Source organism: Actinomadura luteofluorescens (assembly GCF_013409365.1).
GTDB classification, from domain to species: domain Bacteria; phylum Actinomycetota; class Actinomycetes; order Streptosporangiales; family Streptosporangiaceae; genus Spirillospora; species Spirillospora luteofluorescens.
Map to the genome: position 1 here is coordinate 2899324 of NZ_JACCBA010000001.1, position 24056 is coordinate 2923379.

Sequence of the window (24056 nt, forward strand, 5' to 3'; positions counted from 1 at the left end):
GCCGCCAGGGACGGCTCAGGCTGGACGCATGTCCACGACGCGGTCGGAGTCCAGGATGAAACTGGCGGCCTCGTCCGGGGTGACCCCGAGGACGTCGATGACCAGGCGGATCGGGCCGACCTTCTCGGCATCGCAGCGGTGGCACCTCGTCCGGTTGTCGCCGTACACCTTCATCGAGGGGTTCTGGTCGCCGTTGCTGTGCCTGCTCGGGCGCGGGCAGTGCCACAGGTTCCCGTCGTCGGAGGAGGAGCCGAGGCGCGTCAGCACCGTCCGGACGTCCACCGACTTGGCCTCGGAGATCCGCTTGTTGTGCGGCGACACGGGGACGGGCGGGACCATGTCGGCGCCGCGGCGCCCGGCCCGCAGCTCCTGGCGGTACTTGGCCGCCTCGCGCCGCAGCTTCTCCAGGTCGATGCCCTGGGTCGGGTCGTCCTTGGTGACGGGCGCGGGCTCGTTCCCGGTGGACAGGTAGGGGAACCGGTCGTCGGCCCGCCGCCGCAGCGCCGCGACGAGCACGAACGTGGCCAGCGCGTCCCGGGCCGAGGGCGGCGGGACCATGCGCAGCCGCGCCGCGTACCGGATCACGGTGACGGCCTCCGGCGTGACCAGCTGCTGGGCGCCGGAGCCGACGTGGACGGTGGGGAGGGCTCCGCCGTCCTCGCCGCCGACCTGGCCCCACTCCAGGTATCCCGGAGGCCGGCCCGCGTCGGGGAAGGCCTCCCCCTGCGGGTCGAGGCGCGAGAACTCCAGGACGGTGCCGCCGGCGTAGGCGTCGACGCGGCGGCCGGCGAAGCCGCACAGGGCCGCGTACGGCACGAGGCAGTTCGGGTCCTCGGGCGCGAGGTAGATCACGCGCGACCGGAAGTCGGCCGCGGTCAGGCCGCTCGCCCGCAGGCCGGCGATGGTCGCGGCGATCACGTCCTGGTCGTCGCCCGGAACCAGGTCGACCGACTTGACCCCTTCGATCGCCGGCGGTGAACCGGTGGTGCGAACGGCCAGCACGTAATCGGTCAACTGGTGCATCTGGGTCTCCTTTGTAGTGTGCTTCGCAGGGGCGCGGCCCCGAGTGTCACGCATGACCGTCCACGCGACACGGCGAGCCGCATGCTTTATTTGTCAACCTGTTCGTCGGCGGCCCCCGTCCGTCCTCTGGTACTTGCCGATCCGACCTGGCCCGAAACGGTTATGACTGAAGAGTGGACACCGGCCGGGGCGACCGGTGCCGCACCTGGCCGGTACCGGCCGGGTGCCGACGTTACCGCCGGCCGTTCGCTCGGCCGGTGGCAGGACACGGAGAAGGGTGCACAGTGCCAACGCAAACCAAGGAAGAATTCTACGTCCGGCGCCTCTTCGACGACGACGTCCCCGTGTTCGTGGACGCGACCAAATACGTCCGGCAGGACACCCCGTATCCCCTCAGCGCCAAGAAGTCGCTGAAGGCGACCTGCGGGGTGCGGACGGACAATGAGGTCCTGGCGTTCAGCCTGCGCAACTACACCGGCAAGCAGGCCGAGCGGGAGGTCGAGCACGTCGAGAGCACCGTCGGCGGGCGGGTGACGGCGCAGAACCAGCTGCGGCTGCGCATGCCCCGCAGGACCCTGCACGGCCTGAACGAGACGGCGCGGGCCCTGTCGGTCGTCCTCGGCGACGAGGTCATCACCGAGCTGGACGGCGACCTCTACGTCCTGACCCTCGCCCGCAACGGAGGCGAGGGGGCGCTGACCCTGGCCGGGAAGCTGACCAGGTCGGAGGGCGGCTTCGACCGGACCGACGTCAGCGACGCCGACACCGAGTTCGAGCTCCCCGTCGCGGGGGTCCGGCTGCGGATCTTCCTCCGCTCCCCCGTCCGGGACCGCATCATCGCCTACGGGTTCAGCGGCTACCTCACCCGCAAGCCCGGCGAGATGGAGACGGTGACCCGGGCGACCGCGCTGGCCATCAACAGCATCCTCGGCCTGGCGACGTTCCGGATGCTGTCGCAGCTGGAGCACGTCGACGTCCCGGCGGTGCCGCGGGGCAACGCCGTCCGTCCCCGCAAGCCCGCCGAGCAGGTGACCTTCACGGTCCCGGCGCTGCTGTTCGCCGATGACGGGACGCCTGCGGCCCGCGGCCGCGTCGCCGCCGAGATCGACCTGGACCAGGTCGACCCGGTGACCGGCGGCCTGCAGCTGCACGTGACGGCGGGCGACCAGCTGGAGTGGAACCCGGCGGTGGCCGAGGCGGTGAAGTTCGAGTCCTACGAGCGGGTGCTCACCGAGACCATCGGCGCCATGCTCCACTCGGCCGTGGGCGTCGACACGGTGCGCGACCTGGCCTACGACATCATGCTGGGCGACCTCGGGGCCGAGGGCATCGCCCGCCTGCGCGCCGCGACCACCGACCTCCCGGGCCTGGCCGCCAAGCCCAACCAGGCCGAGGTGCGGTCCGCGCAGCCGGCCAGCGGGGCTCCGGCCGCCTGACCCCCGGCGCGGTCCGGCGCCGCGCCTCGCAGCGTTCGCGCGGGCCGGTGGTGCCAGGATCCTGGCACCACCGGCCCGAACGTCCGCACGGGCCCCCGCGCGATACGGGATCGTCGCGCGGCGGGTTCCGGCGAGGGGCCGGGGCAGGCTCTAGAGTCTCCGTGTAGCGGTCCCCACACTGGAGACGACGGTGATGACGAACCCACCGGATCCTGGCCATCCTCCGCGTCCGCAGCCGCCCGGCGGGCCGGGCGGGCCCTACGGTCCACCGCCCGGCGGACCTGCCGGTCCCTTCCCCTCCGGCCCCGGCCCGGGTCCCGTCCCCGGTCCGCGCCCGCCAGGCCCGGCCTCGGGCTTCCAGGACCCGCCGCAGGGGTGGGCGCCTCCGCCCGGCCCGCCGGGCGAGAGGAATCTGGTCGGGGCGCTGTTCGACCTCAGCTTCGACACCATGATCACCACTCGGGTGGTGAAGATCCTCTACGTGCTCGCGCTGATCCCGATCACCCTGTTCTCGCTGCTGATGGCGGTGTACGGGATCGCGTGGCTCGACGACAGCGCGGCGCTCGGCCTCATGCTGCTCCTCGGGTCCCCGTTCGCGTGGCTCTCCGGAGTGTTCGCGACCCGGATCGCCATGGAGTTCGTCGTCAACCAGTTCAAGATCAGCGAGTATCTTCGGGCCATCAAGGACAAGGGCTAGACGGGACTGCTGTGGGCGAGTTCGATGGCACTCCGCCGCGGGACACCCGGCGGGATGCCGGGACGACGCGGCGGGACGCGGGGGTGCCCGGGCCCCGCCCGGCGTCGTCGACCCGGCGGGAGGGGCACGGTCCCGGGGATCCGCTGATGCGGCTTCCGGCCGTGCTCGGCGAGCGGTACACGGCGGTCGCCGAACTGCCCGTGCAGGGCGCCGAGTCCGACCTGCTGCTGGTGCGCGACGGCGACGGCGCCGAGTTCGTGGTGAAGATCTTCCGCCGCGGGTACCGGGCCGACCGGGAGGTGTGGGCGAAGCTGCCCGCGCTGGACGCGCCGAACGTCCTGCGCATCCTGGAGACCGGGCACGCCGACGGCCGCGACTACGAGATCGCCGCCTACGCGCCGGACGGCAACCTGCGGGCCCTGATGGACGAGGGGCCGCTCACCGCGGAGGCGGTCGGCGGGGTCGCCGCGCAGCTCGCCGACGGCCTGCGCGCGCTGCACCGGGCCGGCATCGTCCACCGGGACCTCAAGCCCGAGAACGTCCTGGTGCAGGCCAGGGAGCCGCTCCGGCTCGTGATCGCCGACTTCGGGCTGAGCCGGGTCCTCGACCAGAGCGTGGTGTTCGCCTCGTCGTCGCGGACGCTGGCCTACGCGGCGCCGGAGTCGCTGTCCGGCCAGGTGTCGCCCGCGCGCGACTGGTGGTCGCTCGGCATGATCGTCCGGGAGCTGGCGACGGGCCGGGCGCCGTTCCAGGGGCTGAGCGAGACCGTCGTGGTCGACCATCTCGCGACGCGGCCCGTCAGCGCGGACGACGTCCCCGACCCGCGGCTGCGGCTGCTGTGCCAGGGGCTGCTGACCCGCGACCCGCGCGAACGGTGGACGGGCGAGCAGGTCCGGGAGTGGTCGGACGGCGGTTCGCCGCGGGTCGCCGAGGAGAGCGTCCCGGCGGGCTCCGGGCTGCCGTTCGCCGGACGGCGCTACACCGGCAGGGGTGAGCTGGCGCGCGCGCTCGTCCAGAACTGGGACCACGCCGCCCAGTACTTCTTCGGGCGGGGCGAGACCGGCGAGGCGTGGCGGAGCCTGCGGGAATGGCTCGCGGAGATCCCCGACGACAGCCGCATCGCGCTCGTCGACGCCCACCTCATGACGACGCTGCCGCCCGACGTCAAGCTCCTGCACCTAGTGCGGTGGCTGGATCCGGCGGTCCCCCCGCACTACCTCGGCCGCCGGATCACCGCCGCCGACCTGCCCGGGCTGGCGGGCCTGGCCGCCGACCGGCGCCACGCCGACCACCGCGTCGCCTGCCTCATCGGGCGGGCGCTGTGGGAGCACCGCCTGCTGCCCGTCCTCGCCGGGTTCGCCGGGGGCGAGGAACTGGCCGGGGTCGACGAGCAGTGGCGCGCGCACGTGTCGGCGTGGAACGACCTGGCGCGCTGGCTGCGCGAGCAGGGCGCCGCGCCGCCGGGTCTGGCCGGCCGGCTGCCCGACGCCGGCGCGGAGGAACCGCCCGCCGTGCTGCTCGCCCTGCTCGCGCTGGCGGCGCGTCCGGACGAGACCCACCGGCTGATCGCCGAGGGCGCGGCGCGGGCGCAGGCGCCCGTCTCCGAGCAGGTTCCGTGGTTCGCCTGGATGGTGGACGGGGCCGGCGACGATCCGCTGCGGCTGCTCGCCGTGGCGCGGGCGGCGCCCGAGGCGGTGGCGGAGAGCGAGTCGCGGACGCGCGAGCGGCACGCCGCCGAGCAACGCGACGAGGCGCTGCGCACGCACCGGGCCGACCGCGAACGGCTGCGGCTCGCCGGGCGCGGCACGGCCATGGCGAAGGCCGTCGCGCTGACGTCGCCGCTGCTGCTGTTCTGGCTCCTGGGCAGCTGGGTCATCGGGTCGCTGTTCGGCGGCGGCAAGGACGACGGCACGGCATCGGTCGGCCTGCACAGTTCCTCTTCGGGCCTCTCCTTCGGCTTTCTGGCCGTCATGGCAGTGCTCGCCTGGGCGGTGCACTGCGGCAGCGAGGTCTTCGTCGCCCGTGCGCAGGGGAGCGACTACCTCCCCCACGGCCCGTGGGCGATGCTCTCGGGCATCCTCGGAGCGGGCGGCCGCGGGCTGTCGACGGCGTCCCAGACGATGACGGGCGCCGCGCAGCGGACCGGGCGGCGCGGCTGCGGGTGCGTGCTCGCCGCCGCGACGGTGCCGCTGCTGCTCTTCCTCCTCCTGCTCGCGGCGGTGACCTCCATCGCGAGCCTGCTGTGGGTCCTCGTCCTCATCGCCGTCCCCGTCGCGCACGCCGTCGCGGCCGGGGTGCGGCTGCACCGCTGGCGCCAGGAACGGACGATCGGAGAGACCCCATGAGCAGCGGGATCGACGCGGACATCGCGCTGGACGCGGCGGTGGTGCTGAGCCTCGGCATGACCCGCCTGCTCGGGCACGGAGCGGGCCTGGCCGGACGCGGCGCGGAGGCGCTGGCCGAGCTCGCCGCCGGGCGCGCCGAGGCGCGGGCGTCGGCGCTCGCCGAGGTCCGGACGCACGAGCGGGCGCTGCGCGAGGCGGTGGAGCGCGACGCGCGCATCGCCGCGCTCGCCGGGACCCGGGCGAAGCTCGGGGCGAAGGTGCCGCTGCCCGACCGGCTCGACCCGGCCGGGAAGTCCGCAGCGAAGCTGACCGCCTGGTGCGCCGCGACCGACCCCGTCCTGGACGAGGCCGAGCGGCGGCTCTCCGAGCACCTCGCCGCCCAGGTCGGCACGCAGATCTTCGGCGTCCCCGCCGAGGGGCTGGCGGCCGGCGTCGCGGACGGCGCGCCGCCGCCGCGGGCCGGCGACGTGCGCGAGCACCTCGAACGGATCGTGGCGCGGCTGCTGCCCGACGCCGAGGAGGCGGAGCGGCGGGACGTCGCGGAGGCGGCGCGGCTGCTGGCCGGCGCCGCGACGCCGGCCGACGCGGAGGCCGTCCTGCACGAGGTGCGGCTGCGGATCCAGGAGGCCAACCGCCGCACCCGGGAGCGGCGGGACGAGGAGCGGCGGCGGGCGGCCGAGCGCGACGCCGCCGAGCAGGCCGAGGCCGAGCGCCGGTACGTCCTCGACTCGATCACGACCGCGTTCGAGGACATGGGGTACGAGGTCCAGGCCGGGTTCGAGACGCTGACGGCCGAGGACGGCACCGTGACGCTGACCAAGGGCGCCTGGCCCGACCACAGCGTCCGGATGCGCGTGGACGACGCGGCGCACGTGCGCGCCTCGATGGTGCGCGAGCGTCCCGCCGAGAGCGAGGACGACCGCCGGGTGGACGTCGAGCGGGAACGGGAGTGGTGCGAGGCGTTCGAGGCGGCGCGCGACCGTCTGGCCGGCGAGGGGATCCGCTCGGAGGTGGCGTGGCGGCTGGAGCCCGGGGTGCGTGAGCTGCCCGTTCCGGCGGAGGCACGGCAGACTAGGGGCCGTGCCGGCCAACGCGAACGCTCCCGCGAGCGTCACAAATGAGATGCGCGGGGGGCGCTCGGACGGAGTGGAGTGACTAGATGAGCATTGATTCGCCGACCCTCGGGGGGCGGTTGCAGGGTTGGCCGCCGTTCATCCGGGAGCTGGACGCGACCCTTTCGGTGCACTCCCAGTACGTCCTGTCGGGCAACCTGCACGACAGCTTCCTCGCGCCGTCGTCGGACGGCGGACCGGCAGCGCTGCTGCCGCTGCGGGCCCTGCTGTGGGAGACGCTGCGCTCCAGCGGCGCGTCCTTCATGGCCGTCTACGACCCGGTCGACGGGCTGCAGATCGTTCCCGGCCCGAACGAGGCGTCCGGGACCGAGGCGGCGTCGGCGGCGGAGTCGCTGCTCGGCAAGATCAAGGCGGACGAGAAGCCGTCGCTGGAGGGGCTGACGCGGCATCTGGCCGCGATCGCCCGGCCGCAGGAGAACGTCCGCGCCGCGTTCGTGATCGACTCGGCGTCGCGCATCGCCCGGACGCCCACCGACCTGGAGCCGGCCGAGCGCGACTTCTTCCGGTTCTGCGCGAAGCTGTCGCGCAGCGCGCGTCCCGTCCGGGTGACGGGTGCGCGGCCGAAGCCGCTCTACAACCCGGTCATCTGGCTGGTGGAACGGCCGGGCGACCTGCCGCCGTGGCTGACGGCCGACAACGAGAACATCCGCGAGATCGCGATCGCGCGCCCGCATCTCGGCGACCGGCAGGAGACGGCGCGGCTGCTGGCCCGCGCGTTCGGGGTGAGCGACGTCGGGGCGGACGAGGTGGCGGCCGCGGCGTGCGACGCGTTCGCCGAGCAGGCCGACGGGCTCACCCTCCAGTCGATGATCGAGGTGACCCGGCTGGCGAAGGAGCGCAACGTAGACCTCGCCGACCTGCCGGACGCGGTCCGCACCTACAAGCTGGGCGTGCTCGACAATCCGTGGAGCCGCGGGCACCTGCGGCGCCGGGTGCTGGACGGCGAGAAGCGCGTCCCCGAACGGGTGATCGGGCAGCCGCAGGCGGTCACCAAGACGCTGGACATCCTCAAGCGGGCGGTGCTCGGGCTGTCGGGGGCGCAGGCGACCAGGTCCGGCAGCCGCCCGCGCGGGGTGCTGTTCTTCGCGGGCCCGACGGGCACCGGCAAGACGGAGCTGGCCAAGGCGATCACCGAGCTGGTGTTCGGCGACGAGTCGGCCTACCTGCGCTTCGACATGAGCGAGTTCTCCGGGGAGGGCTCCGGTGACCGGCTGATCGGGTCGCCGCCCGGCTACGTGGGGCACGAGGCCGGCGGCGAGCTCACCAACGCCGTCCGCGAGGACCCGTTCCGCGTGATCCTCTTCGACGAGATCGAGAAGGCGCACCCGCGGATCCTGGACAAGTTCCTGCAGATCCTGGAGGACGGCCGGCTCACCGACGGGCGCGGCAACACGGTGCACTTCTCCGAGTCGATCCTCATCTTCACCTCCAACCTCGGGATGTTCGTGCCGGGGCGGGACCTCACGGCCCGCGACGGGGCCGCGTACGGGGCGCCCGACCGTGTGCAGAACATCACACCCGGGATGTCCTACGAACAGGTCGAGCAGCGCATCAAGGGCGCCGTCGCCGACCACTTCACCGCGGTCCTGAACCGGCCGGAGCTGCTCAACCGGTTCGGCGACAACATCGTGGTGTTCGACTTCATCTCCGGCGAGGCCGCGCACAAGATCTTCGACCTGCAGTTCGCGAACATCTGCCGGCGGGTCACCGAGGAGCACCGCCTCGTCCTCGCCGTGAAGGGGGAGGCGCTGCAGACGCTCCGCGAGTGGTGCACGGAGGAGCTCGACAAGGGCGGGCGCGGCATCGGCATGGCCCTGGAGTCGCACTTCGTCAACCCGCTGGCGCGGGCGCTCTTCGACCGGGAGCTCGTCCCGGACGAGAAGGTCACCGTGACGGGGATCCGGCGCGAGGGCAGCATCGTGCACCTGGACCTCCAGTGAGCGCGGGCCGTCCCCCCACGGCCGCCGACGCGCCCGCAGAGGCGGCCGGAGACGGCTCCGGCGAGACGCTCCTGCTCGCCAAGGCGCACTATCCGGTGACCACACTCGGCCCCGGCACACGGGCGGGCATCTGGACGCAGGGCTGCACGCTGCACTGCAACGGCTGCCTGTCCCGGGACACGTGGGACGCCGACCCGGGAAGGGCGATCCCCGTCGAAGCGGTCCTAGGATGGCTCGCGTCCCTTCCCGAACCGGTCGACGGGGTGACCATCTCGGGCGGCGAACCGTTCCAGCAACCGGCCGCGCTGGCGGCCCTGGTGCGGGGCATCCGCGCGTGGCGGGACACCCGCGACCGTGAGACGATTGCGTTGGACATATTGGTTTACAGCGGATATGTCTACTCTCGGCTCTCGCGCGCCGCTGTGACGCGCGAGATCGTGGACATGTGTGACGCCGTGGTCACGGGGCCGTACGTCGACCGGCTCAACCCTGGGGGGCGACACTCCGGGGAGGGCTCCCTACTCTGGAGGGGTTCGGCCAACCAGCGCGTCGTGCCGGTGTCCCCCCTGGGACGCGAGCGGTACGGGGCAGTGGACAACGTCGGCGAAACTGATGGAAGAGGGCCCCGAGTACAGGTGTCCGTGGACGAAGGGCCGGAGGGAAAGCGGGTGTACTACATCGGGATCCCTCGAAGAGGTGACATGGAGCACCTCACGTCGAGGCTCGACCGCGCCGGGGTGCGCTCGGGGGATGTGTCATGGCGACCTTGAACTGTCCGGTCTGTGACGAACCGTTCCAGCCGGGGGATCTGCTCTGCATGAGCTGCGGAGCCAACCTGGCGCGCGCCGGTGGCGGCGCGCACCAGCAGGGCCCGGGCGGGTACGAACCGCAGCGGATTCCGCCGCCGCCGGGGCCGCAGCAGGGGGGCCAGCAGTACGGCGCCCCGCAGGACCAGTACGGCCAACCGCAGCACGGGCAGCCTCAGCACGGCCAGCCGCAGCACGGGCAGCAGCAGTACGGCCAGCCGCAGTATGGGCAGCAGCAACAGCAGCCGCCCGCGGACCCGTGGGGTGCCCCGCAGCAGCAGCAACCTCAGGACCAGTGGGGTGCTCCGCAGCAACAGCAGCAGCCGCAGGACCAGTGGGGCGCGCCGCAGCAGCAGCCGCCCCAGGACCAGTGGGGCGCGCCGCAGCAACAGCAGCCGCAGGACCAGTACGGGCAGGGTCAGCACGGCCAGCCCCAGTACGGGCAGCCCCAGCAGGGCCAGCAGCAGTACGGGCAGCAGCAACAGCAGCAGCCGCCCGCGGACCCGTGGGGCGCGCCGCAGCAACAGCAGCAGCAGCCTCAGGACCAGTGGGGCGCGCCGCAGCAACAGCCGCCCCAGGACCAGTACCAGCAGCAGTACGGCGCCCCGCAAGACCAGTACGGCGCCCCACAGGACCAGTACGGCGCGCCGCAGCCCGGCCCGGCCGACCACCAGTACGGCCAGCCGCAGCCCGGCCAGCAGCAGTACGGGCAGCCGCAGCACGGGCAACCGCACGGGCAGCCGCAGCACGGGGGCCAGCCGCCGCTGCCGCCGCACGGCCGCGAGGCGACGCTGCTGCCGCACGAGCACAACCAGGGCCAGCAGCGGCCGCCCACGCCCGACAGCACGGCGTTCATGTGCCCGTACTGCGAGGCGGTGCTCTCCAACCCGGGCGCCGCGCAGTGCGACTCGTGCCTGCGCCCGCTGCCGCAGAAGGGCACGCCCGTCCTGCGCGTCCAGTTCCCCACGGGCGAACTCAAGGTCTCGGTCGGCCAGCACCTCGTGCTCGGCCGTGACGCGGGCCAGTCGCCTGTGGCGACCACGTTCACGCAGTACGACAACGTGTCGCGGCGCCACTCGACGGTGTGGCTCGACCCGTCCGGAACCGCGTGGGTGCGCGACGAGGGCTCCACCAACGGGACGTTCGTCAACGGCGAGCGGCTCCCCCGCGGCGTGGACGCTCCGCTCCGCGACGGCGACCAGCTCCGCCTGGCCGCCGACGTCACGGGCACCGTCCAGCTGAGCTGAGCGGCACATAGCGAAGGGGCGGCCCCGCGGTTCTCAGAACCGCGGGGCCGCCCCCTTTGTCACTTCGGTGCTCAGCCGGCGCGCTTGGTGCGGGCCCGCGTGCGCTCCCGCTCCTTGGCGTCCAGGACGACCTTGCGGATGCGCACGGCGGTCGGGGTGACCTCGACGCACTCGTCCTCGCGGCAGAACTCCAGGGCCTCCTCCAGCGACAGTCGGCGGGGCGGGGTGAGCCGCTCCAGCTCGTCGCCGGTGGACGACCGCATGTTCGTGAGCTTCTTCTCCTTGGTGATGTTGACGTCCATGTCGTCGGCGCGGGAGTTCTCCCCGACGATCATGCCCTCGTACACCTCGGTGGTCGGGCCGACGAAGAACGTCCCGCGCTCCTGGAGGTTGGTGATCGCGAAGGCCGTGGCGGCGCCGGACCGGTCGGCGACGAGCGAACCGGACGGGCGGGTGCGCAGCTCGCCGAACCAGGGCTCGTAGTCCTCGAAGACGTGGTGCGCCATGCCGGTGCCGCGCGTCTCCGTCATGAACTCGGTACGGAAGCCGATCAGGCCGCGGGCCGGGACGAGGAACTCCATCCGGATCCAGCCCGTGCCGTGGTTCGTCATGTGCTCCATGCGGCCCTTGCGGACCGCCATCAGCTGCGTGACGGCGCCGAGGTACTCCTCGGGGATGTCGACGGTGAGCCGCTCGACCGGCTCGTGCTTCTTGCCGTCGATCTCCCGCGTGACGACCTGCGGCTTGCCGACCGTCAGCTCGTAGCCCTCGCGGCGCATGTTCTCGACCAGGATCGCCAGGGCCAGCTCGCCGCGGCCCTGCACCTCCCAGGCGTCGGGACGCTCGGTCGGCAGCACCCGGATCGACACGTTGCCGACGAGCTCGCGGTCGAGCCGGTCCTTGACCATCCGGGCGGTGACCTTGGTGCCCTTCTCGCGGCCCGCCATCGGCCCGGTGTTGGTGCCGATCGTCATGGAGATCGCGGGCTCGTCCACCGTGATCAGCGGCAGCGGGCGCGGGTCGTCGGGGTCGGCGATCGTGTCGCCGATCATGATGTCGGGGATCCCGGCGATGGCGATGATGTCGCCGGGCCCGGCCTCGTCCGCGGGCTTGCGGGTGAGCGCCTCCGTCATCAGCAGCTCGGTGATCTTCACCCGGTCGACGCTGCCGTCGTGCCGGCACCACGCGACCTGCTGGCCCTTCTTGATCGTGCCGGCATGCACCCGGCACAGCGCGATCCGGCCCAGGTAGCTGGAGGCGTCCAGGTTCGTCACGTGCGCCTGGAGCGGGGCGTCGGGGTCGTAGGACGGCGCGGGGATCGTCTCGGTGATGACCTTGAACAGCGGCTCCAGGTCGTCGCTGCCGGGCATCGCGCCGTCGGCGGGCTTGTCGAGCGAGGCCCGCCCGGCGCGGCCGGACGCGTACACGATCGGGAAGTCGATCTGGTCCTCGTCGGCGTCGAGGTCCATGAACAGCTCGTAGGTCTCGTCCACGACCTCGTCGATGCGCGCGTCGGGACGGTCGGTCTTGTTCACGACCAGGATCACCGGCAGCCGCGCGGCGAGCGCCTTGCGCAGCACGAACCGGGTCTGCGGGAGCGGGCCCTCGCTGGCGTCGACCAGGAGCACGACGCCGTCCACCATGGACAGGCCGCGCTCGACCTCGCCGCCGAAGTCGGCGTGTCCCGGGGTGTCGATGATGTTGATGGTCAGCCCGTTGTGCAGGACCGCGGTGTTCTTCGCGAGGATCGTGATCCCCTTCTCGCGCTCCAGGTCGTTGGAGTCGAGCACGCGGTCGTCGACGTCCTGGTTCTCGCGGAAGGCTCCGGACTGCCAGAGCATGGCGTCGACCAGCGTCGTCTTGCCATGGTCGACATGGGCGACGATCGCGACGTTACGGAGGTCGTCGCGCGTGGAGATGGGCATGCGGGTTCGCCTTGCGTGAGAGTTCGGGAGTCGCCGCAGACGTGCGGCCGGACCCATTCTACTTGGCCGTGCGTACCACCCACTCCGAGCCGTTCGTCCCACCCGTCGCAGGGGCCTCGATTGGCCAACTTTGCGCATCCTTTGTAATCTGCCCGAGATCCGGTCGTCCGGAGTCCCACCCCCCGGGACTGCGACCGGAACGCCGAATCTCCCGCACGACGGGAGAACCGGGGACCCATCACCTCGGGGTGAATCGACGTTCGTCGTAGGGCGACTCCTGGCCCGAACCCGTCAGCTAACCCGGTAGGCGCACGAGGAGAGGAGAACACCGGCTTGGCTCCGGATCCCCATCGGCGGCGTCGCGTCCTGCCCACCGCCACCGCGACCCTGCTCCTGATCGGCCTCGGCGCCACCGCGCCGGACCTCGCCCACGCCGCCCAGCCGTTCCGGCCCGCCTCCGCGCCCCTGGCGCCGAGCCCCACGCCGACGACGGAGAAGGGCCTGCGCAAGAGCCTCGACGCGCTGAACGAAGAGGCCGAGATCCTCACGGAGAAGTTCAACAAGGCCCGCGTGGAGTTCAACAAGGCCCGCAAGGCCGAGCAGGACGCCACCAGGGAGGCCGAGCGGCTGCGCGCCCTCGCCGAGCCCGCCCGCCAGAAGCTCGGAAGCCTAGCCGCCGCGAACTACATGGCCGGCGGCCCCGACGTCCTCTTCGGCTCCGGCGCCTCCGCCGAGGGCCTGTCCGACCGCGCCTTCCTCGCGCAGAGCCAGGCCACCGCCGTCCTCGCCCTGAAGAAGCAGATCGACCAGGCCGACGCCGCGGAACGCACCGCGAAGGCGAAGACCGCGCAGGTCAAGAAGGCCTGGGACGACGCCAAGAAGACCCGCGAGGCCGCCAAGACCAAGGTCGCCGAGGTGATGAAGCGCCTCGACAAGCTGACCACCACCCACGCGAGCGACCCCCGCACCGGCCTCAGCGCCACCGTGAAGGGCTCCGGCCTCCCCGCCAAGATGGCCCGCAAGGCCCTCACCAAACTCGGCTCCCCGTACGTCTGGGCCGCCGCCGGCCCGAGCAGCTTCGACTGCTCCGGCCTCGTCGTCTGGGCCTACGCCCAGGTCGGCAAGCCCGGCCTCCCCCACTACACCGGCGACCTGTTCGCCATGGGCTCGAAGGTCTCGCGCGGCGCCCTCCGCTCCGGCGACCTCGTGTACTTCGGCGGCAACCTTCACCACATGGGCATCTACCTGGGCGACGGCAAGTACCTCCACGCCCCCCAGACCGGCGACGTGGTAAAGATCTCCAAACTCTCCGACCGCTCCGACTTCGCCGGCGCGAACCGTATTTCTTAGCTTTTTTCTCCTCCTTCGGGCCTAGCGGCCCTCCATCGTCGATAAAAGCGGGCGATCGCTGGCATCGCTCCGTCTCGCCTGGCGGCTCGCTGCTGTGCCTATGGCAGTGCTCTCCTCCTTCGGGCCTTGGCGGCCCTCCATCGTCGAGCACCGCGGGCGATCGCTGGCATCGCTCCGACTCGCCTGGCGGCTCGCTGCGCGATCAGGTTCTCGCAAGCTCGAACCTGCCTTCGGACGCGATCGCAACCGTTGGGTTGCTGCGTGGTTGCTGTGTCGGCTGAGGTCGGCGCGTGCGGTGGCGTGGCTAGGTGAGGCCTTGTTTTGCTAGGGCCTCGATCACTGGGCGGTCGCCGGGGAGCCAGTTGAGGTTTTGGAGTTCGGGCGGGGTCAGCCAGCGGAGTTGTAGGTGCTCCAGGGCTTGCGGCTCGCCTTCTACCAGTTCGGCCGTCCAGACGCGCAGGACGGCGCGGGTGCTGAGGCGCCAGTCGCCGCCCACGCGGCGGCCCAGGCGTACCTTGACGGCCAGTTCCTCGTGGCACTCGCGCACCAGGGCGTCCTCGTCGGACTCCCCGGGGTCGACCTTGCCGCCGGGGAGCTCCCAGCCGCCCGCCATGTGCGGCGGCTCGGCGCGCTGGGCGGCCAGCAGCCGCCCGTCCGCGAGGATCGCCGCCCCCACCACCACGAGATCGATCGTGATCAGCTCCTCTCCCTGTTCGTGATCAGACCGCGGCGCCCGTCTTCCCGGTTCCGTTCCCCCGGAGGGAGTCGACCAGTCGCGTGGCGTCGCGGACGATCTCCTCCAGGTGGTCGCCGTGCGCCCCGCGCCAGTACACCTGGCCGCACCCGGCGCAGCGGCCGTAGACGTCGTAGCTGCGGCGCGTGCCCGACTGGAGCTCGCGCTCGATCTCCTGCTTGTCGACCGGGACGAGCTCGCCGTTGCAGGCGGTGCAGCGCGTCCACGGGCGCAGGACGGGCGCGAAGCGGTCGAGCAGGTCGCGGAGCTGGTCGTCAGGGCGCGAGCCGCGGACGTAGGCGCCGAACCACAGCGCGCGGCGGCGCAGGAGGCCGCGGTCCTGGGTGAGCAGGACGCGGCGCTCCTCGTTGGCCTGGACGACCAGCGCCGGGTCGTCCATGTCGTTGTGGTAGGCGGTGTCGAGGCCGAGCAGGCGCATGCGCCGGGCCAGCGTGCCGAGGTGCACGTCCAGGAGGAAGCGCGGGGCGACCTGGCCCGGGTCCAGCGGCACGGGCTGGGGGCGCTCCACCGCCGCCACGCGGACCTCGGCCCCGGCCTCCGGGCGCGTGGCGGGCCCGGCGGGCTCGCCGTCGGCGGTCATCGGGCCCGCCTCGGGCAGCGGCACGCCCAGCGACTCCACGAGATGCCCCAGCGTCGAGGTCCCGTCGTAGGGCACCCGCACCTCGGGCTCCCGCCGGGGGGCGGGCAGGAACATCAGCAGATCGTCGGCGACGCGGATCGTTATCTCCACGCCGATCAGCATGCCACGCGCGGCCGACGTTCAGGCCGCCGTCACGTGCGCGGCGGAGTCCGCCAGGGACGCCAGGAGGGCGGGGACGTCGCAGCCCACCAGCGCTCCCCCGCGCTTGACCACGCGTCCGCCCACGAGAACGGTGTCGACGCTGCGCGTGTCCGCCGACAGGACCACGGCCGCGATGGGGTCGTGGGCCGCCGCGAGGCCGAAGGCGTCCGTGCGCAGGACGAGGAGGTCGGCCTGCTTGCCGGGGGTCAGCGATCCGGTGACGTCAGCGAGCCTCGCGGTCTCGGCGCCCTCGATCGTGGCCGTCCGCAGGGCGTCGGCGGTGGTGAAGCCCGCGCCGGCGCCGTCCGGGCGGCCGCGTTCGAGGACGTAGGCGGCGCGCATGACGCTGAACATGTCGCCGGGGCCGGAGGCGACCGTGTCGGCGCCGAGCCCGGTCGGGGCGCCCGCGCCGCGAGCACGGCCGGTGGGCGGGGCGCCGATGCCCAGCGCGGCCTCGACGGCGGGGGTGACCGACACGGTGCCGCCGCTTCCGGCGATCCGTTTCAGCTCCTCGTCGGTGTAGAAGTTGGCGTGCACGTACATGGCCGGGTAGTCCATCAGTCCGTTGGCGTCGAGGAACGCCAGGCCGCGCGCGGCGCTCTCCGCGCCGTGGCCTCCCATGTGCACGGTGACCGGCAGACCGAGGTCGCGGGCCGTCCGCCATTCGGTGAGGGCGCGCTCGTCGCCAGCGATCTCGGGGCCGAGCGCGGCCATCGCCATCGTGACCGTGCCGCCGGACCCGAAGTTCTCGCGGTGGACGCGGCCGGTCTCGGCGGCGAGGTCGCCGTCGCCGCCGTGGCAGTACCCGAACACCGCCCTGATGCCGGACGCCCGCAGCGCCGCGATGTTCGCCTCGGTGTGGGCCGGGCTCAGCTGGATGTGCGACCAGTCGACCAGCGTCGTGATGCCGGAGTCGAGGCACTCCAGGGAGCCGGCGAGCGTCCCGGTGTACACGTCGTCCGGCCGGTACCGGGGCGCCAGTTCGCCGAGGACGCGCCGCAGGTAGGCGGGGAGGTCGCTGTCGGGAAGGATCGCGCGGATCCCCGCCTGCCAGGTGTGGCGGTGGGTGTCGACGAAGCCCGGCATGACGATGCGCCCGGTCGCGTCGATGGTCTCTGCGCCGTCCGGCGCGGCCAGGCCCGGGCCGACCGCGGCGATGCGGCCGTCCTCGACGAGCACGTCGGCGTTGCCCAGCACGGTCGGTTCGGGGGCGGTGTCGATGACGAGCCCGTTGGTCAGCAGGAGAGTTTTTGTCATGCGCAAAAGCTTACGAGTTAGCTTTTCTGAAAGCAACCGATGAAGCGAGTACGCTCGGGGGGGTGCAGGACGAGAGCGCGCGCAGGGACGAGATCGACTCCGTGGCCGACGCGTGGCGGCGGGACGGGCTGACCGAGCCGCTCCTCGCGATGCTGGAACTGAGCAAGCGCGCCGGGCGCGTCGCCATGCTGGTGCAGCAGGCCCTCCGCGGGCCCCTGGCCGACCTCGGCCTCACCTACGCCGAGTTCGAGGTGCTGACCGTGCTGCGCCGGGAGGGCGAGCCCTACCGGCTGACGCCGAGCGAGCTCACTCGGTCGGCGTTCCTCACCTCGGGCGGCACGAGCAACGTCCTGCAGCGGCTGCAGAAGGCCGGCTACGTGGAGCGCGAGGCCAACGCGGGCGACGCGCGCAGCCGGTTCGTCCAGCTCACCTCGGAGGGGCTGCGCGTCACCGAGCGGGCGCTGGCCGCGTCGGGGGCCGCGCACGAGGACGTCCTGGCCCGGGTGCCGCAGGAGGACGTCCGGGCCGCCGCCGACGCGCTGCGCGAGGTCCTGCTGGTCGCGGGCAGGCGCCGGTTCCGCTGAGCGCGCCGGGCGGCTACTGGCGCGCGGCCAGCTCGGACACCTTCTTCTTGAAGTCCGGACGCGCGAGCGGGCGCGTCACCCCGATCCAGTTCGGCTTCTTGTAGGTCTTCACGCCGATCGCGGGCACGCACGCCGAGCAGCTCGCCACGATCATCTTGCCGCCGCCGATGACCATCCCGACGTGGCCGGGGTTGTCGGGCGAGGTCCCGGGACCGGAGTTGAAGAACACCAGGTCGCCGGGCTGCTCCTTGCCCTTGGCGATCTTCACGCCGAACGGCCACTGCTCGAACGTCGTGCGCGGCAGGTTCAGACCGACCTGCCGGTAGGCGGCCTGGATCAGGCTGGAGCAGTCGTAGGCGTCCGGGCCGTTCGCCCCGAACACGTACGGCTTGCCGCGCTGCGCCATCGCGAACGCGATGATCGTCTTGACGAGGGCGCCGACGTTGGCGGGCAGCTCGTTGTCCTCGCAGTTGATCCCGTTCGCCTGGACGGCCTTGAACTCGCCGCCGACGTAGCGCTTCGCCCAGTCGAGGACGAGGTCGACGTAGTCCCACGAGTGGTTGTACTGGAAGATCGCGGTGCGCATGCGCTCCGGGGCGCCGTTGTGCTTGAGGTAGGCGGCGGCGGTCGGGACGGCGTCCGCCGGGTCGTAGCGGTCCTTCTTGCCGTCCTTGTTGCCGTCCACCGCGAACGCCTTGAACGTCGCGGCCAGGAACTGCATGGGGCCGCCCGCGCCCGCGTAGTTCTCCCCGCTGGAGACGCCCGGCATCGTCGACCTGCCGTGGTCGGTCTCGACCTTGCCGACGCCCGCCAGGACGTTCCACGGGATGCCGTACTTCTTGCCCGCCTCCTGGTACAGCTTCAAATAGTCGACGGGGACGGACTTCGCGTCGGCCGCAGCCGCGGGCTGCGCGCCGGCGCCGGCGACGTTCACGCAGCCGCCGCCACCGCCGATCCCGCCGCCGAACAGGAACTGGCTCGCGCCGAACAGGATCGGGACGAAGACCAGCGCCACGAACATCACCGCGGCGACGCCGAGGGCGCCGACGAGCAGCAACCTTCGCGGACTCATCCCGTGTCACCCGCCTGTCCGGCGTCGGCGGGCTCGAACGAGAAGACCCTCAGCGTGCCGCCGTCCCTCGTCACCGTCACCGCGTACTGCTTGCTGTCGCTGCTGGTCCGCCCGTTCTTGGTGACCTGCTGCCGGCCGGTCACCAGGAAGATGATCGAGTTGTTCTCGATGTCGCGGACCTCGTCGAGGGACGCCGCGCCCTGCGCGACGAGCTGCTCGCGGCGGCGCTCCTCCACCATCCCCGGCGTCGCCACGCCCTGCCCGAGCCGCTGCCCGAGCTCGGAGGTGGCCAGGCCGGCGAAGCGCGCCACGTAGGTCTGGGGGGCCTCGTCGTAGCGGTACGTGCCGTACGCGGCGACGAAGCGCTGCGCCAGGTCGGCCGCCGTGGCGAACTCCTGCCGGGAGAACGGCAGCAGCCGGTAGACGTCGAAGTCGTTCGGATCGACGGGCTTCTCGATCCCCGGCGGCGGCGACGCGGGGGCCTGCGGTCCCTGCGACGCCGTCGTCCTCGGACGGGCCTGCGGCTCGTCATCGGACCCGCCCGAGGGCGAGGCCACCGTCAGGTAGACGCCGACCGCCGCGAGCAGCGCGACGAGACCCGCGAACAGCAGCTTGCGCCGCCGGTCGTTCAGGTTCATCACTCGTCCCGATCCGGCTCACTGGACCGCCGGTCCACCGGACGCAGCCAGAACGGGATCGGGGGGCTGGCGTTGGAGCCGCCGCCCCTGCCCCACAGCGGCGGGGGCGCCTCCTGCCCACCGGGCTCGGGACGCGAGGGCCTGGAGCCCCCGCCGGAACGGCCGCGCTGCCGGGGGACGTTCCCAGACCCGCCGCCGGAACCACCCGAACCGCCGTTGCCGCCGCCGAACCAGCCGCCGCCACCGCCGCCGGAGCCGCCCGAACCGCCGTTGCCGCCGCCCGAGCGCCCGCGGCCGCGCGCTGCGGAGCCGCCCGAGCGTCCGCCGCCACCGCCGAACCAGCCACCGCCGCCACCGCCGCCGGAGCCGCCCGAGCCACCACCGGAGCCGCCGCCCGAGCCGCCGCCGGAACCGCCGCTGCCGCCCGAGCCACCGCCGCCACCGGAGACGCCGCCGCCCTTTCCGCCGCGCCCCGTCCAGGACGTCGGGCGGATGGTGCCCTTGCCGGAACTCGACCCGCCGCCACCGGCGTCCTCACCGTCGCCGCCCTTCGCGACGGTGACGCCGCCGGGCTTGGCGGCCGCCCTGCCGCCGTCCGTGCGGCGGTCGCCGAGCGCGCCCGCCCTGGTCGGCAGGTTCAGCGGAGGAGCACCGCGCCGGGACCGGCCCTGCGCCGCCGCGGCGCCCGCGCCGCGCGGCTTGGCCGCGAGCACCGGCGCGTCCTCGGGCGACTGCTCGGTGCCCGCGCCGGGCGCCGACCGGTCGCCCGCGGCGACCGTGCCGGCCACCACGCCGCCCGTCAGGCCGCCCGCGACGGCGGCCGCCATCGCCGGATCGTTCTTGGCCTTGCGGAACATCTGGTACGCCGCCACCGGCGGCATCGCCTCGGTGCTCTTGCGGGCCGCCGCGATCGACTTGTCGAGTTCCGCCTCGCCCTTGCCCCGCGCCCCGACCGCCGAGTAGCCGACGGAGGCGAACAGATGCTGGAACGGCTTGCGGTACACGAACGCCGCGAACGTCACCAGCGCGATCAGCACCACCTGGAGGCCCCAGGGCAGCGTCTCGCCGAGGATCAGGCTGTACGCCCACAGCAGCAGCGACAGCACCCCGATGAGCGCGGCCTGCTTCAGCAGCATCGACAGCAGCAGTTCGAGCCAGCGGATGGCGACGACGCGCCCGACGCCGGGATGGATACCGATCCCGAGGAAGATCGGCCCCGCGACGAGGAGCAGCAGGAACGCGATCTTCACGACGATCAGCGCGAGCGCGATGACCATGATGAGCAGGCCCGCCACCAGCGCCGCGAACAGCGCGATGAGCGAGACGCCCAGCCGGTTCTGCCAGTCCTTGCCCTGGAAGAGGGCGTAGTTCTGGGGATGGTTGTCCTTGATGTCTTTCGTGACGTCCTTGTAGGCGTCGGACTTCTTCCCCAGGTCGACCTTGTTCGTGCCGTAGGTCTCCGGGAGGTCGACCGCCTGCGACCACAGCAGCTTGTCGGCGTTCTGCTTGATGATCTTCGCGTTGGGGTCGCTGGTGCCGAACTCGCCCTGCAGCCACGGCTTGCAGACCAGCGCCACCCACAGCGCGTTGGCGTTGCGGGCCGTCGGGTCCATGTCCTTCGACGTGGCGGGATCGGGCTTGCCCTCCGGGACGGGAACGCACGTCCCGCCCTTGGTATCGCTCGGTGGCAGCGCGGCGCTGAACGCGGCGCTGGTCGCGTCGGACACCGTCTTGCCGAGCGTGGTGAAGTCCGCGGGCCGGGTGATCAGCCAGGTCAACGCCACCATCGCGGCGACCATCCAGACCACGCCCTCGGTGACCTTGCTCGCCCGCTTGCGGACGATCCCCCACCAGGCCAGCCACATCGCGCCGAGGATGATCACCCACGACCAGTAGCGGGCGTTGAACGTCTTGCCGATGTTGGTGATGACCCCGTCGACGGTGTCCTTCAGCCAGCTCAGCAGCGACTCCGACGCGGCCGCCTGGTACACGCTGATCGTCGTCCGGTCGACCGTCCGGACGAGGGTGAACACGGTGTTCGCGATCGCGTTGCCCATCATCGACACCGCGTCCGAGCAGCCCATGTCGACCGCGTACCAGGTCTGCCCGGCGGTGCCGTACCGGTCGTAGTACGTGAGCTTCTCGACCGGGGTCTTCCGCAGCTTCTCGTTCGGGTAGTCGGGCGGCTTGATCATGCCGTCCGTCCCGGATCCGTACTGCTCGGGCGCCGGATGGTCGGCCGGGCTGCACGCGTCGTTCAGCGGGTTCGGCAACTGCGGCACCGACGCGGACGCCGGAGACAGCGGACCCAGCATGAACAACGCCATGACGACCAGCAGCATCACCGAGCGGCGGGTGCGCGGCGCGCTTCGGCGGCGCCTCGGGCGACGCCGCAAGGCCTTGCGGTCGATTCCTTCGCCGGGCGTGCGCTGCAGGCGCGCCGTCCCGTCGCGGGAACCCATCATCGGGAGACCTCCTCGGCCTCGGCCCCCGCGGCGGTGAGTTCGGACGTGCCCGGACGGGACCGGGTCGGGTTGGTGTCCAGCCAACGCTGCAGTTCCTCGGAGATCAGGTCGACGCCGATGCGCCCCGCTCGGCCGTCGAGGTCACGGAAGATGCATTCGCCGTTGCCGAGGTTGCGCAGCACGGCCTTGTGCTCGTCGGACGCCTCGACCCCGAGTAGGGACATGACGTTGCCGACCTCGACCCGCTCGGTGGAGCGGAACGAGAACACCGAGGACAGGCAGTTCGTCACCTGTTCGTTCAGCAGGTCCCCCGCGTTCTGGGAGACCAGGATCAGCGCGGTGTTGCGGGAGCGTCCCATCCGCGACACCTCGGGCACCAGCTTGGCCCCCTCCGGCGTCGAGGTGATCGCCCACGCCTCGTCCAGGAAGATCGCCTTCGGGAGCCGCCGGTCGAGGCCGTGCATCAGCCGCCGCGCGAACTGCGACACCAGGTACATCAGCGCGACCGACAGCCGCTGCTCGTAGGAGTAGTCCTCCCGCGGGATCGTCACGTCCGGCAGGGTGAGCCCGCCGAGCGTGAACACGGTCGTCCAGCCGGCGCTGTCGATGCGCTCGCCGCCGGACGGATCGAAGCACAGCCGCGCGAGCCGCATCTCCGACATCGAGCGCAGCACCGCGCCGAGGTTCTTGGACGCCGGGTCGTCGGCGCCCTCCAGGTGGTCGACCACCCGGCCGAGCGAGGGCCGCTCCCCGTTGGCGACCGCGCCGACCGCCTGGATCATCGCGGACTCGCGCTCCTCCGACATCCGCGGCAGCAGCAGCCGCAGCGTCTCGGTCGCCATCATCTTCTTGGTGGCGAGGTCGTCGCCGAAGGAGAACGGGTCGAGCAGGCCGGGCGCCGCCGAGCCGAGCGGCAGGATGCGCGCCCTCCTGCCCCGCGCCTTCAGCAGCTCCACGAGCGCCTCGGCGTCGCCCTTGGGGTCGATCGCCGCGATGGTGACGCCGCGCAGCGCCATCTGGTAGATCAGCAGCAGCGCGAGCGTGGTCTTGCCGCCGCCGGGCTCACCGGTGATCGCCACGGCCGTCGGCCGGTTGCGCGCCGCGGCGACGAGCGGGTCGAAGTGCACGATGGCGCGGGCCCGGCCGAGTGTCTCGCCGATGTAAGGGCCGATCCAGCCCTCTCCCTCGTCGTCCGAGCGGTCGCCGAGGTCGACGGTCGCGACCGGCATGCCTCCCGCGATGGTGCGCAGCGGCTGGCGCTGCGCGTAGGCGTTCAGCCGGATCTGGTCGCCGGGCAGCGACTCCAGGAACAGCGAGAACTGGTCGCCGGTCGAGTTGACGACGTCGATGCCGATGTCGCGGTAGTGCTCCACGACGGCGTCCACGCGCTGCGCGAGCAGGTCCTCGGTCGGCGCCGACACGATCAGCCGGTGCCACCCGTAGACGAACGGCAGCCGCTCCTTGGTGATGCCGTGCTCCAGCATCCGGGCGGCGTCGATCTGCTCCGCGAGCGCGATCGGCGCCTCCGCGCCCGCCTCCCGGATGTGCTGGTCCATGTCGCGGGCGTGCGCGAGCTTGCGCGAGACGTCCTTGGACGCCTTCGCCGGCGGGATCAGCTTCATCCGCGCGCTGATCTCGACGGGGAACGGCAGCGCGTCGGCGTAGTGGAACCAGGGCTCGCCGTCCGGGAACGGCATCATGTCGGGGAACCGCGCGAACGACAGGTACGCGACGTACGACGCGGCCGTGGCACCGCCGCCCGCCCCGGTGAAGTTCGGCTGCTCGATCCGCAGGTACGAGCGCCCGTTGTGGATGGCGCCCTCCACCAGCGACTCGATCTCGCCCTTGCCCCACGTCCGGCGCGGGACGGCGGACGGCGGCGGATCGGCCAGCGACCCCGTCACCGCGTGCTGGAACAGCCACGCGACCTCGTTGGAGGTGGCGTGCCTGGCGTACAGGGCGGAACCGCCGAGCGCGCGGCCGACCCGCTCGGACTGGTCCGTCCAGCGCGCGATCTCCTTCTTGTCGACCGCGTCGTCGTGCACGCCGAGCACGCTCTCGCTGCGCTTGTAGGCCCTCAGCAGCTGCGCCAGGACGCCGCCCGACAGCTGCGCGCCCATGCCGCGCGGGCCGAGCCGCACCCCGAGGTAGACCTCCTTGGTCCAGAAGTCCTTGGCCCACACGTGGGCGTAGGTCTCCTCCAGGTACTCCCGCCACCCGGCGCCGCCGTCGGACGTCCCGTCCAGCGCCAGCGCCCACTCGGCCGCCGGATACGTCCGGTGCCCGATCCGCAGGTGGACCTCGGCGTCCGGCATGCGGATGCCGGCCAGCGCGATGGTGATGTTGGTGGCGAGCGCCTCGCGCTCCTCACCGGTCGTGAACTCGTAGGACACCGTGGGGAGCCGGAAGTAGGCCCAGGCGGCGCTGTCGGTCAGCAGGACGCGGTCGTCGAAGTACCGCACGGCCAGTCGGCTCGACTTGCTCATGCCGCCCTCCCGACGCCGGTTCCGATCAACGATTCTCTCCACCGCCGGGCGGCCGCACAGGGCTGCCCGGGAGAGTGTTCGCCATCCGGACGGTCATGAACGTCAGGCGCGTCCGCC

19 protein-coding genes and 1 riboswitch are annotated in these 24056 nt (G+C 72.6%); of the genes, 9 read left to right on the forward strand and 10 right to left on the reverse strand.

Features of this window, described 5'->3' with window-relative positions; translation table 11 throughout:
* Window positions 1–15: 15 nt before the first annotated feature.
* Window positions 16–1023: a hypothetical protein gene (locus tag BJY14_RS13385; RefSeq protein ID WP_179843920.1), complete on the reverse strand. Its 1008-nt coding sequence runs from the start codon at window positions 1021–1023 to the stop codon at window positions 16–18.
* A 284-nt stretch (window positions 1024–1307) separates the two neighbouring features.
* Between BJY14_RS13385 and BJY14_RS13390 the strand changes: the two genes are divergently transcribed.
* The 6 genes from BJY14_RS13390 to BJY14_RS13415 all read left to right on the forward strand — a co-directional run bounded on the left by BJY14_RS13390 (window position 1308) and on the right by BJY14_RS13415 (window position 9344).
* The gene (locus BJY14_RS13390; RefSeq protein WP_179843921.1) at window positions 1308–2459 is read left to right on the forward strand and encodes a hypothetical protein; all 1152 of its coding nucleotides are present in this window, start codon (window positions 1308–1310) and stop codon (window positions 2457–2459) included.
* Window positions 2460–2652: 193 nt separating this feature from the next.
* Window positions 2653–3156 carry a DUF4282 domain-containing protein gene (locus tag BJY14_RS46485; RefSeq protein ID WP_281382082.1) on the forward strand — a complete coding sequence of 168 codons (504 nt, stop codon included), beginning with the start codon at window positions 2653–2655 and terminating at the stop codon, window positions 3154–3156.
* Between the two features lie 146 nt (window positions 3157–3302).
* The gene (locus tag BJY14_RS13400) at window positions 3303–5501 is read left to right on the forward strand and encodes a serine/threonine-protein kinase (RefSeq protein ID WP_246395895.1); all 2199 of its coding nucleotides are present in this window, start codon (window positions 3303–3305) and stop codon (window positions 5499–5501) included.
* Complete coding sequence (locus tag BJY14_RS13405; RefSeq protein WP_179843924.1) at window positions 5498–6622, forward strand: response regulator receiver protein; 1125 nt, start codon at window positions 5498–5500, stop codon at window positions 6620–6622. The genes BJY14_RS13400 and BJY14_RS13405 overlap by 4 nt, the downstream gene beginning before the upstream one ends.
* 38 nt (window positions 6623–6660) lie before the next feature.
* Complete coding sequence (locus BJY14_RS13410; RefSeq protein ID WP_179843925.1) at window positions 6661–8574, forward strand: AAA family ATPase; 1914 nt, start codon at window positions 6661–6663, stop codon at window positions 8572–8574.
* 95 nt (window positions 8575–8669) lie between these two features.
* Window positions 8670–9344, forward strand: a complete 675-nt coding sequence (locus BJY14_RS13415) for a 4Fe-4S single cluster domain-containing protein (protein ID WP_312879787.1) — start codon at window positions 8670–8672, stop codon at window positions 9342–9344.
* On the opposite strand, the gene BJY14_RS13420 is transcribed toward BJY14_RS13415, so the two are convergent.
* Window positions 9248–10183 carry a hypothetical protein gene (locus BJY14_RS13420; protein ID WP_179843927.1) on the reverse strand — a complete coding sequence of 312 codons (936 nt, stop codon included), beginning with the start codon at window positions 10181–10183 and terminating at the stop codon, window positions 9248–9250. The two genes, BJY14_RS13415 and BJY14_RS13420, sit on opposite strands and share 97 nt — an antisense overlap.
* 51 nt (window positions 10184–10234) lie before the next feature.
* On the opposite strand from BJY14_RS13420, the gene BJY14_RS13425 reads away from it, so the two are divergent.
* Window positions 10235–10627: an FHA domain-containing protein gene (locus tag BJY14_RS13425; protein ID WP_179832769.1), complete on the forward strand. Its 393-nt coding sequence runs from the start codon at window positions 10235–10237 to the stop codon at window positions 10625–10627.
* 71 nt (window positions 10628–10698) lie between these two features.
* Here the strand turns inward: BJY14_RS13425 and typA are convergent, their stop codons facing one another.
* A complete protein-coding gene (gene typA / locus BJY14_RS13430; RefSeq protein WP_179843928.1) occupies window positions 10699–12552 on the reverse strand; it encodes a translational GTPase TypA in 1854 nt (617 codons plus the stop codon).
* Between the two features lie 190 nt (window positions 12553–12742).
* A riboswitch (cyclic di-AMP (ydaO/yuaA leader) is annotated at window positions 12743–12878 on the forward strand.
* Window positions 12879–12885: 7 nt separating this feature from the next.
* On the opposite strand from typA, the gene BJY14_RS13435 reads away from it, so the two are divergent.
* Entirely contained in the window at window positions 12886–13902 is a 1017-nt protein-coding gene (locus tag BJY14_RS13435) for a C40 family peptidase (protein ID WP_179843929.1), read from the forward strand.
* A gap of 304 nt (window positions 13903–14206) precedes the next feature.
* On the opposite strand, the gene BJY14_RS13440 is transcribed toward BJY14_RS13435, so the two are convergent.
* The 3 genes from BJY14_RS13440 to BJY14_RS13450 are packed head-to-tail and all read right to left on the reverse strand — an operon-like array spanning window position 14207 to window position 16694.
* Entirely contained in the window at window positions 14207–14593 is a 387-nt protein-coding gene (locus tag BJY14_RS13440) for a (deoxy)nucleoside triphosphate pyrophosphohydrolase (protein ID WP_179849348.1), read from the reverse strand.
* 28 nt (window positions 14594–14621) lie between these two features.
* Complete coding sequence (locus BJY14_RS13445; RefSeq protein WP_376770042.1) at window positions 14622–15380, reverse strand: Mut7-C RNAse domain-containing protein; 759 nt, start codon at window positions 15378–15380, stop codon at window positions 14622–14624.
* A gap of 36 nt (window positions 15381–15416) precedes the next feature.
* Window positions 15417–16694 (reverse strand): amidohydrolase family protein, encoded by a 1278-nt coding sequence (locus BJY14_RS13450; protein WP_179843931.1) that lies wholly within the window; start codon window positions 16692–16694, stop codon window positions 15417–15419.
* Between the two features lie 62 nt (window positions 16695–16756).
* Between BJY14_RS13450 and BJY14_RS13455 the strand changes: the two genes are divergently transcribed.
* Complete coding sequence (locus BJY14_RS13455) at window positions 16757–17278, forward strand: MarR family winged helix-turn-helix transcriptional regulator (RefSeq protein ID WP_218905344.1); 522 nt, start codon at window positions 16757–16759, stop codon at window positions 17276–17278.
* Between the two features lie 13 nt (window positions 17279–17291).
* On the opposite strand, the gene BJY14_RS13460 is transcribed toward BJY14_RS13455, so the two are convergent.
* From BJY14_RS13460 to BJY14_RS13475, 4 genes are read right to left on the reverse strand one after another with little or no spacing between them, the layout of a single operon-like run.
* A complete protein-coding gene (locus BJY14_RS13460) occupies window positions 17292–18350 on the reverse strand; it encodes a C40 family peptidase (protein WP_179843932.1) in 1059 nt (352 codons plus the stop codon).
* Complete coding sequence (locus BJY14_RS13465) at window positions 18347–18988, reverse strand: hypothetical protein (RefSeq protein ID WP_179843933.1); 642 nt, start codon at window positions 18986–18988, stop codon at window positions 18347–18349. The genes BJY14_RS13460 and BJY14_RS13465 overlap by 4 nt, the downstream gene beginning before the upstream one ends.
* Window positions 18988–21453, reverse strand: a complete 2466-nt coding sequence (locus tag BJY14_RS46490; RefSeq protein ID WP_179843934.1) for a type IV secretion system protein — start codon at window positions 21451–21453, stop codon at window positions 18988–18990. Before BJY14_RS46490 ends, BJY14_RS13465 begins: the two co-directional genes overlap by 1 nt.
* Entirely contained in the window at window positions 21450–23939 is a 2490-nt protein-coding gene (locus BJY14_RS13475; protein ID WP_179843935.1) for an ATP-binding protein, read from the reverse strand. The genes BJY14_RS46490 and BJY14_RS13475 overlap by 4 nt, the downstream gene beginning before the upstream one ends.
* Window positions 23940–24056: the final 117 nt, after the last annotated feature.

What these genes read in the sequence shown, in the direction of transcription:
- BJY14_RS13400 (WP_246395895.1), top strand. Translation starts at nt 3,303, where the DNA reads ATGCGGCTTCCGGCCGTGCTCGGCGAGCGGTACACGGCGGTCGCCGAA.
- typA (WP_179843928.1), bottom strand. Translation starts at nt 12,552, where the DNA reads ATGCCCATCTCCACGCGCGACGACCTCCGTAACGTCGCGATCGTCGCC.
- BJY14_RS13410 (WP_179843925.1), top strand. Translation starts at nt 6,661, where the DNA reads ATGAGCATTGATTCGCCGACCCTCGGGGGGCGGTTGCAGGGTTGGCCG.
- BJY14_RS46490 (WP_179843934.1), bottom strand. Translation starts at nt 21,453, where the DNA reads ATGATGGGTTCCCGCGACGGGACGGCGCGCCTGCAGCGCACGCCCGGC.
- BJY14_RS46485 (WP_281382082.1), top strand. Translation starts at nt 2,653, where the DNA reads ATGACGAACCCACCGGATCCTGGCCATCCTCCGCGTCCGCAGCCGCCC.
- BJY14_RS13450 (WP_179843931.1), bottom strand. Translation starts at nt 16,694, where the DNA reads ATGACAAAAACTCTCCTGCTGACCAACGGGCTCGTCATCGACACCGCC.
- BJY14_RS13465 (WP_179843933.1), bottom strand. Translation starts at nt 18,988, where the DNA reads ATGAACCTGAACGACCGGCGGCGCAAGCTGCTGTTCGCGGGTCTCGTC.
- BJY14_RS13475 (WP_179843935.1), bottom strand. Translation starts at nt 23,939, where the DNA reads ATGAGCAAGTCGAGCCGACTGGCCGTGCGGTACTTCGACGACCGCGTC.
- BJY14_RS13460 (WP_179843932.1), bottom strand. Translation starts at nt 18,350, where the DNA reads ATGAGTCCGCGAAGGTTGCTGCTCGTCGGCGCCCTCGGCGTCGCCGCG.
- BJY14_RS13405 (WP_179843924.1), top strand. Translation starts at nt 5,498, where the DNA reads ATGAGCAGCGGGATCGACGCGGACATCGCGCTGGACGCGGCGGTGGTG.
- BJY14_RS13385 (WP_179843920.1), bottom strand. Translation starts at nt 1,023, where the DNA reads ATGCACCAGTTGACCGATTACGTGCTGGCCGTTCGCACCACCGGTTCA.
- BJY14_RS13425 (WP_179832769.1), top strand. Translation starts at nt 10,235, where the DNA reads ATGTGCCCGTACTGCGAGGCGGTGCTCTCCAACCCGGGCGCCGCGCAG.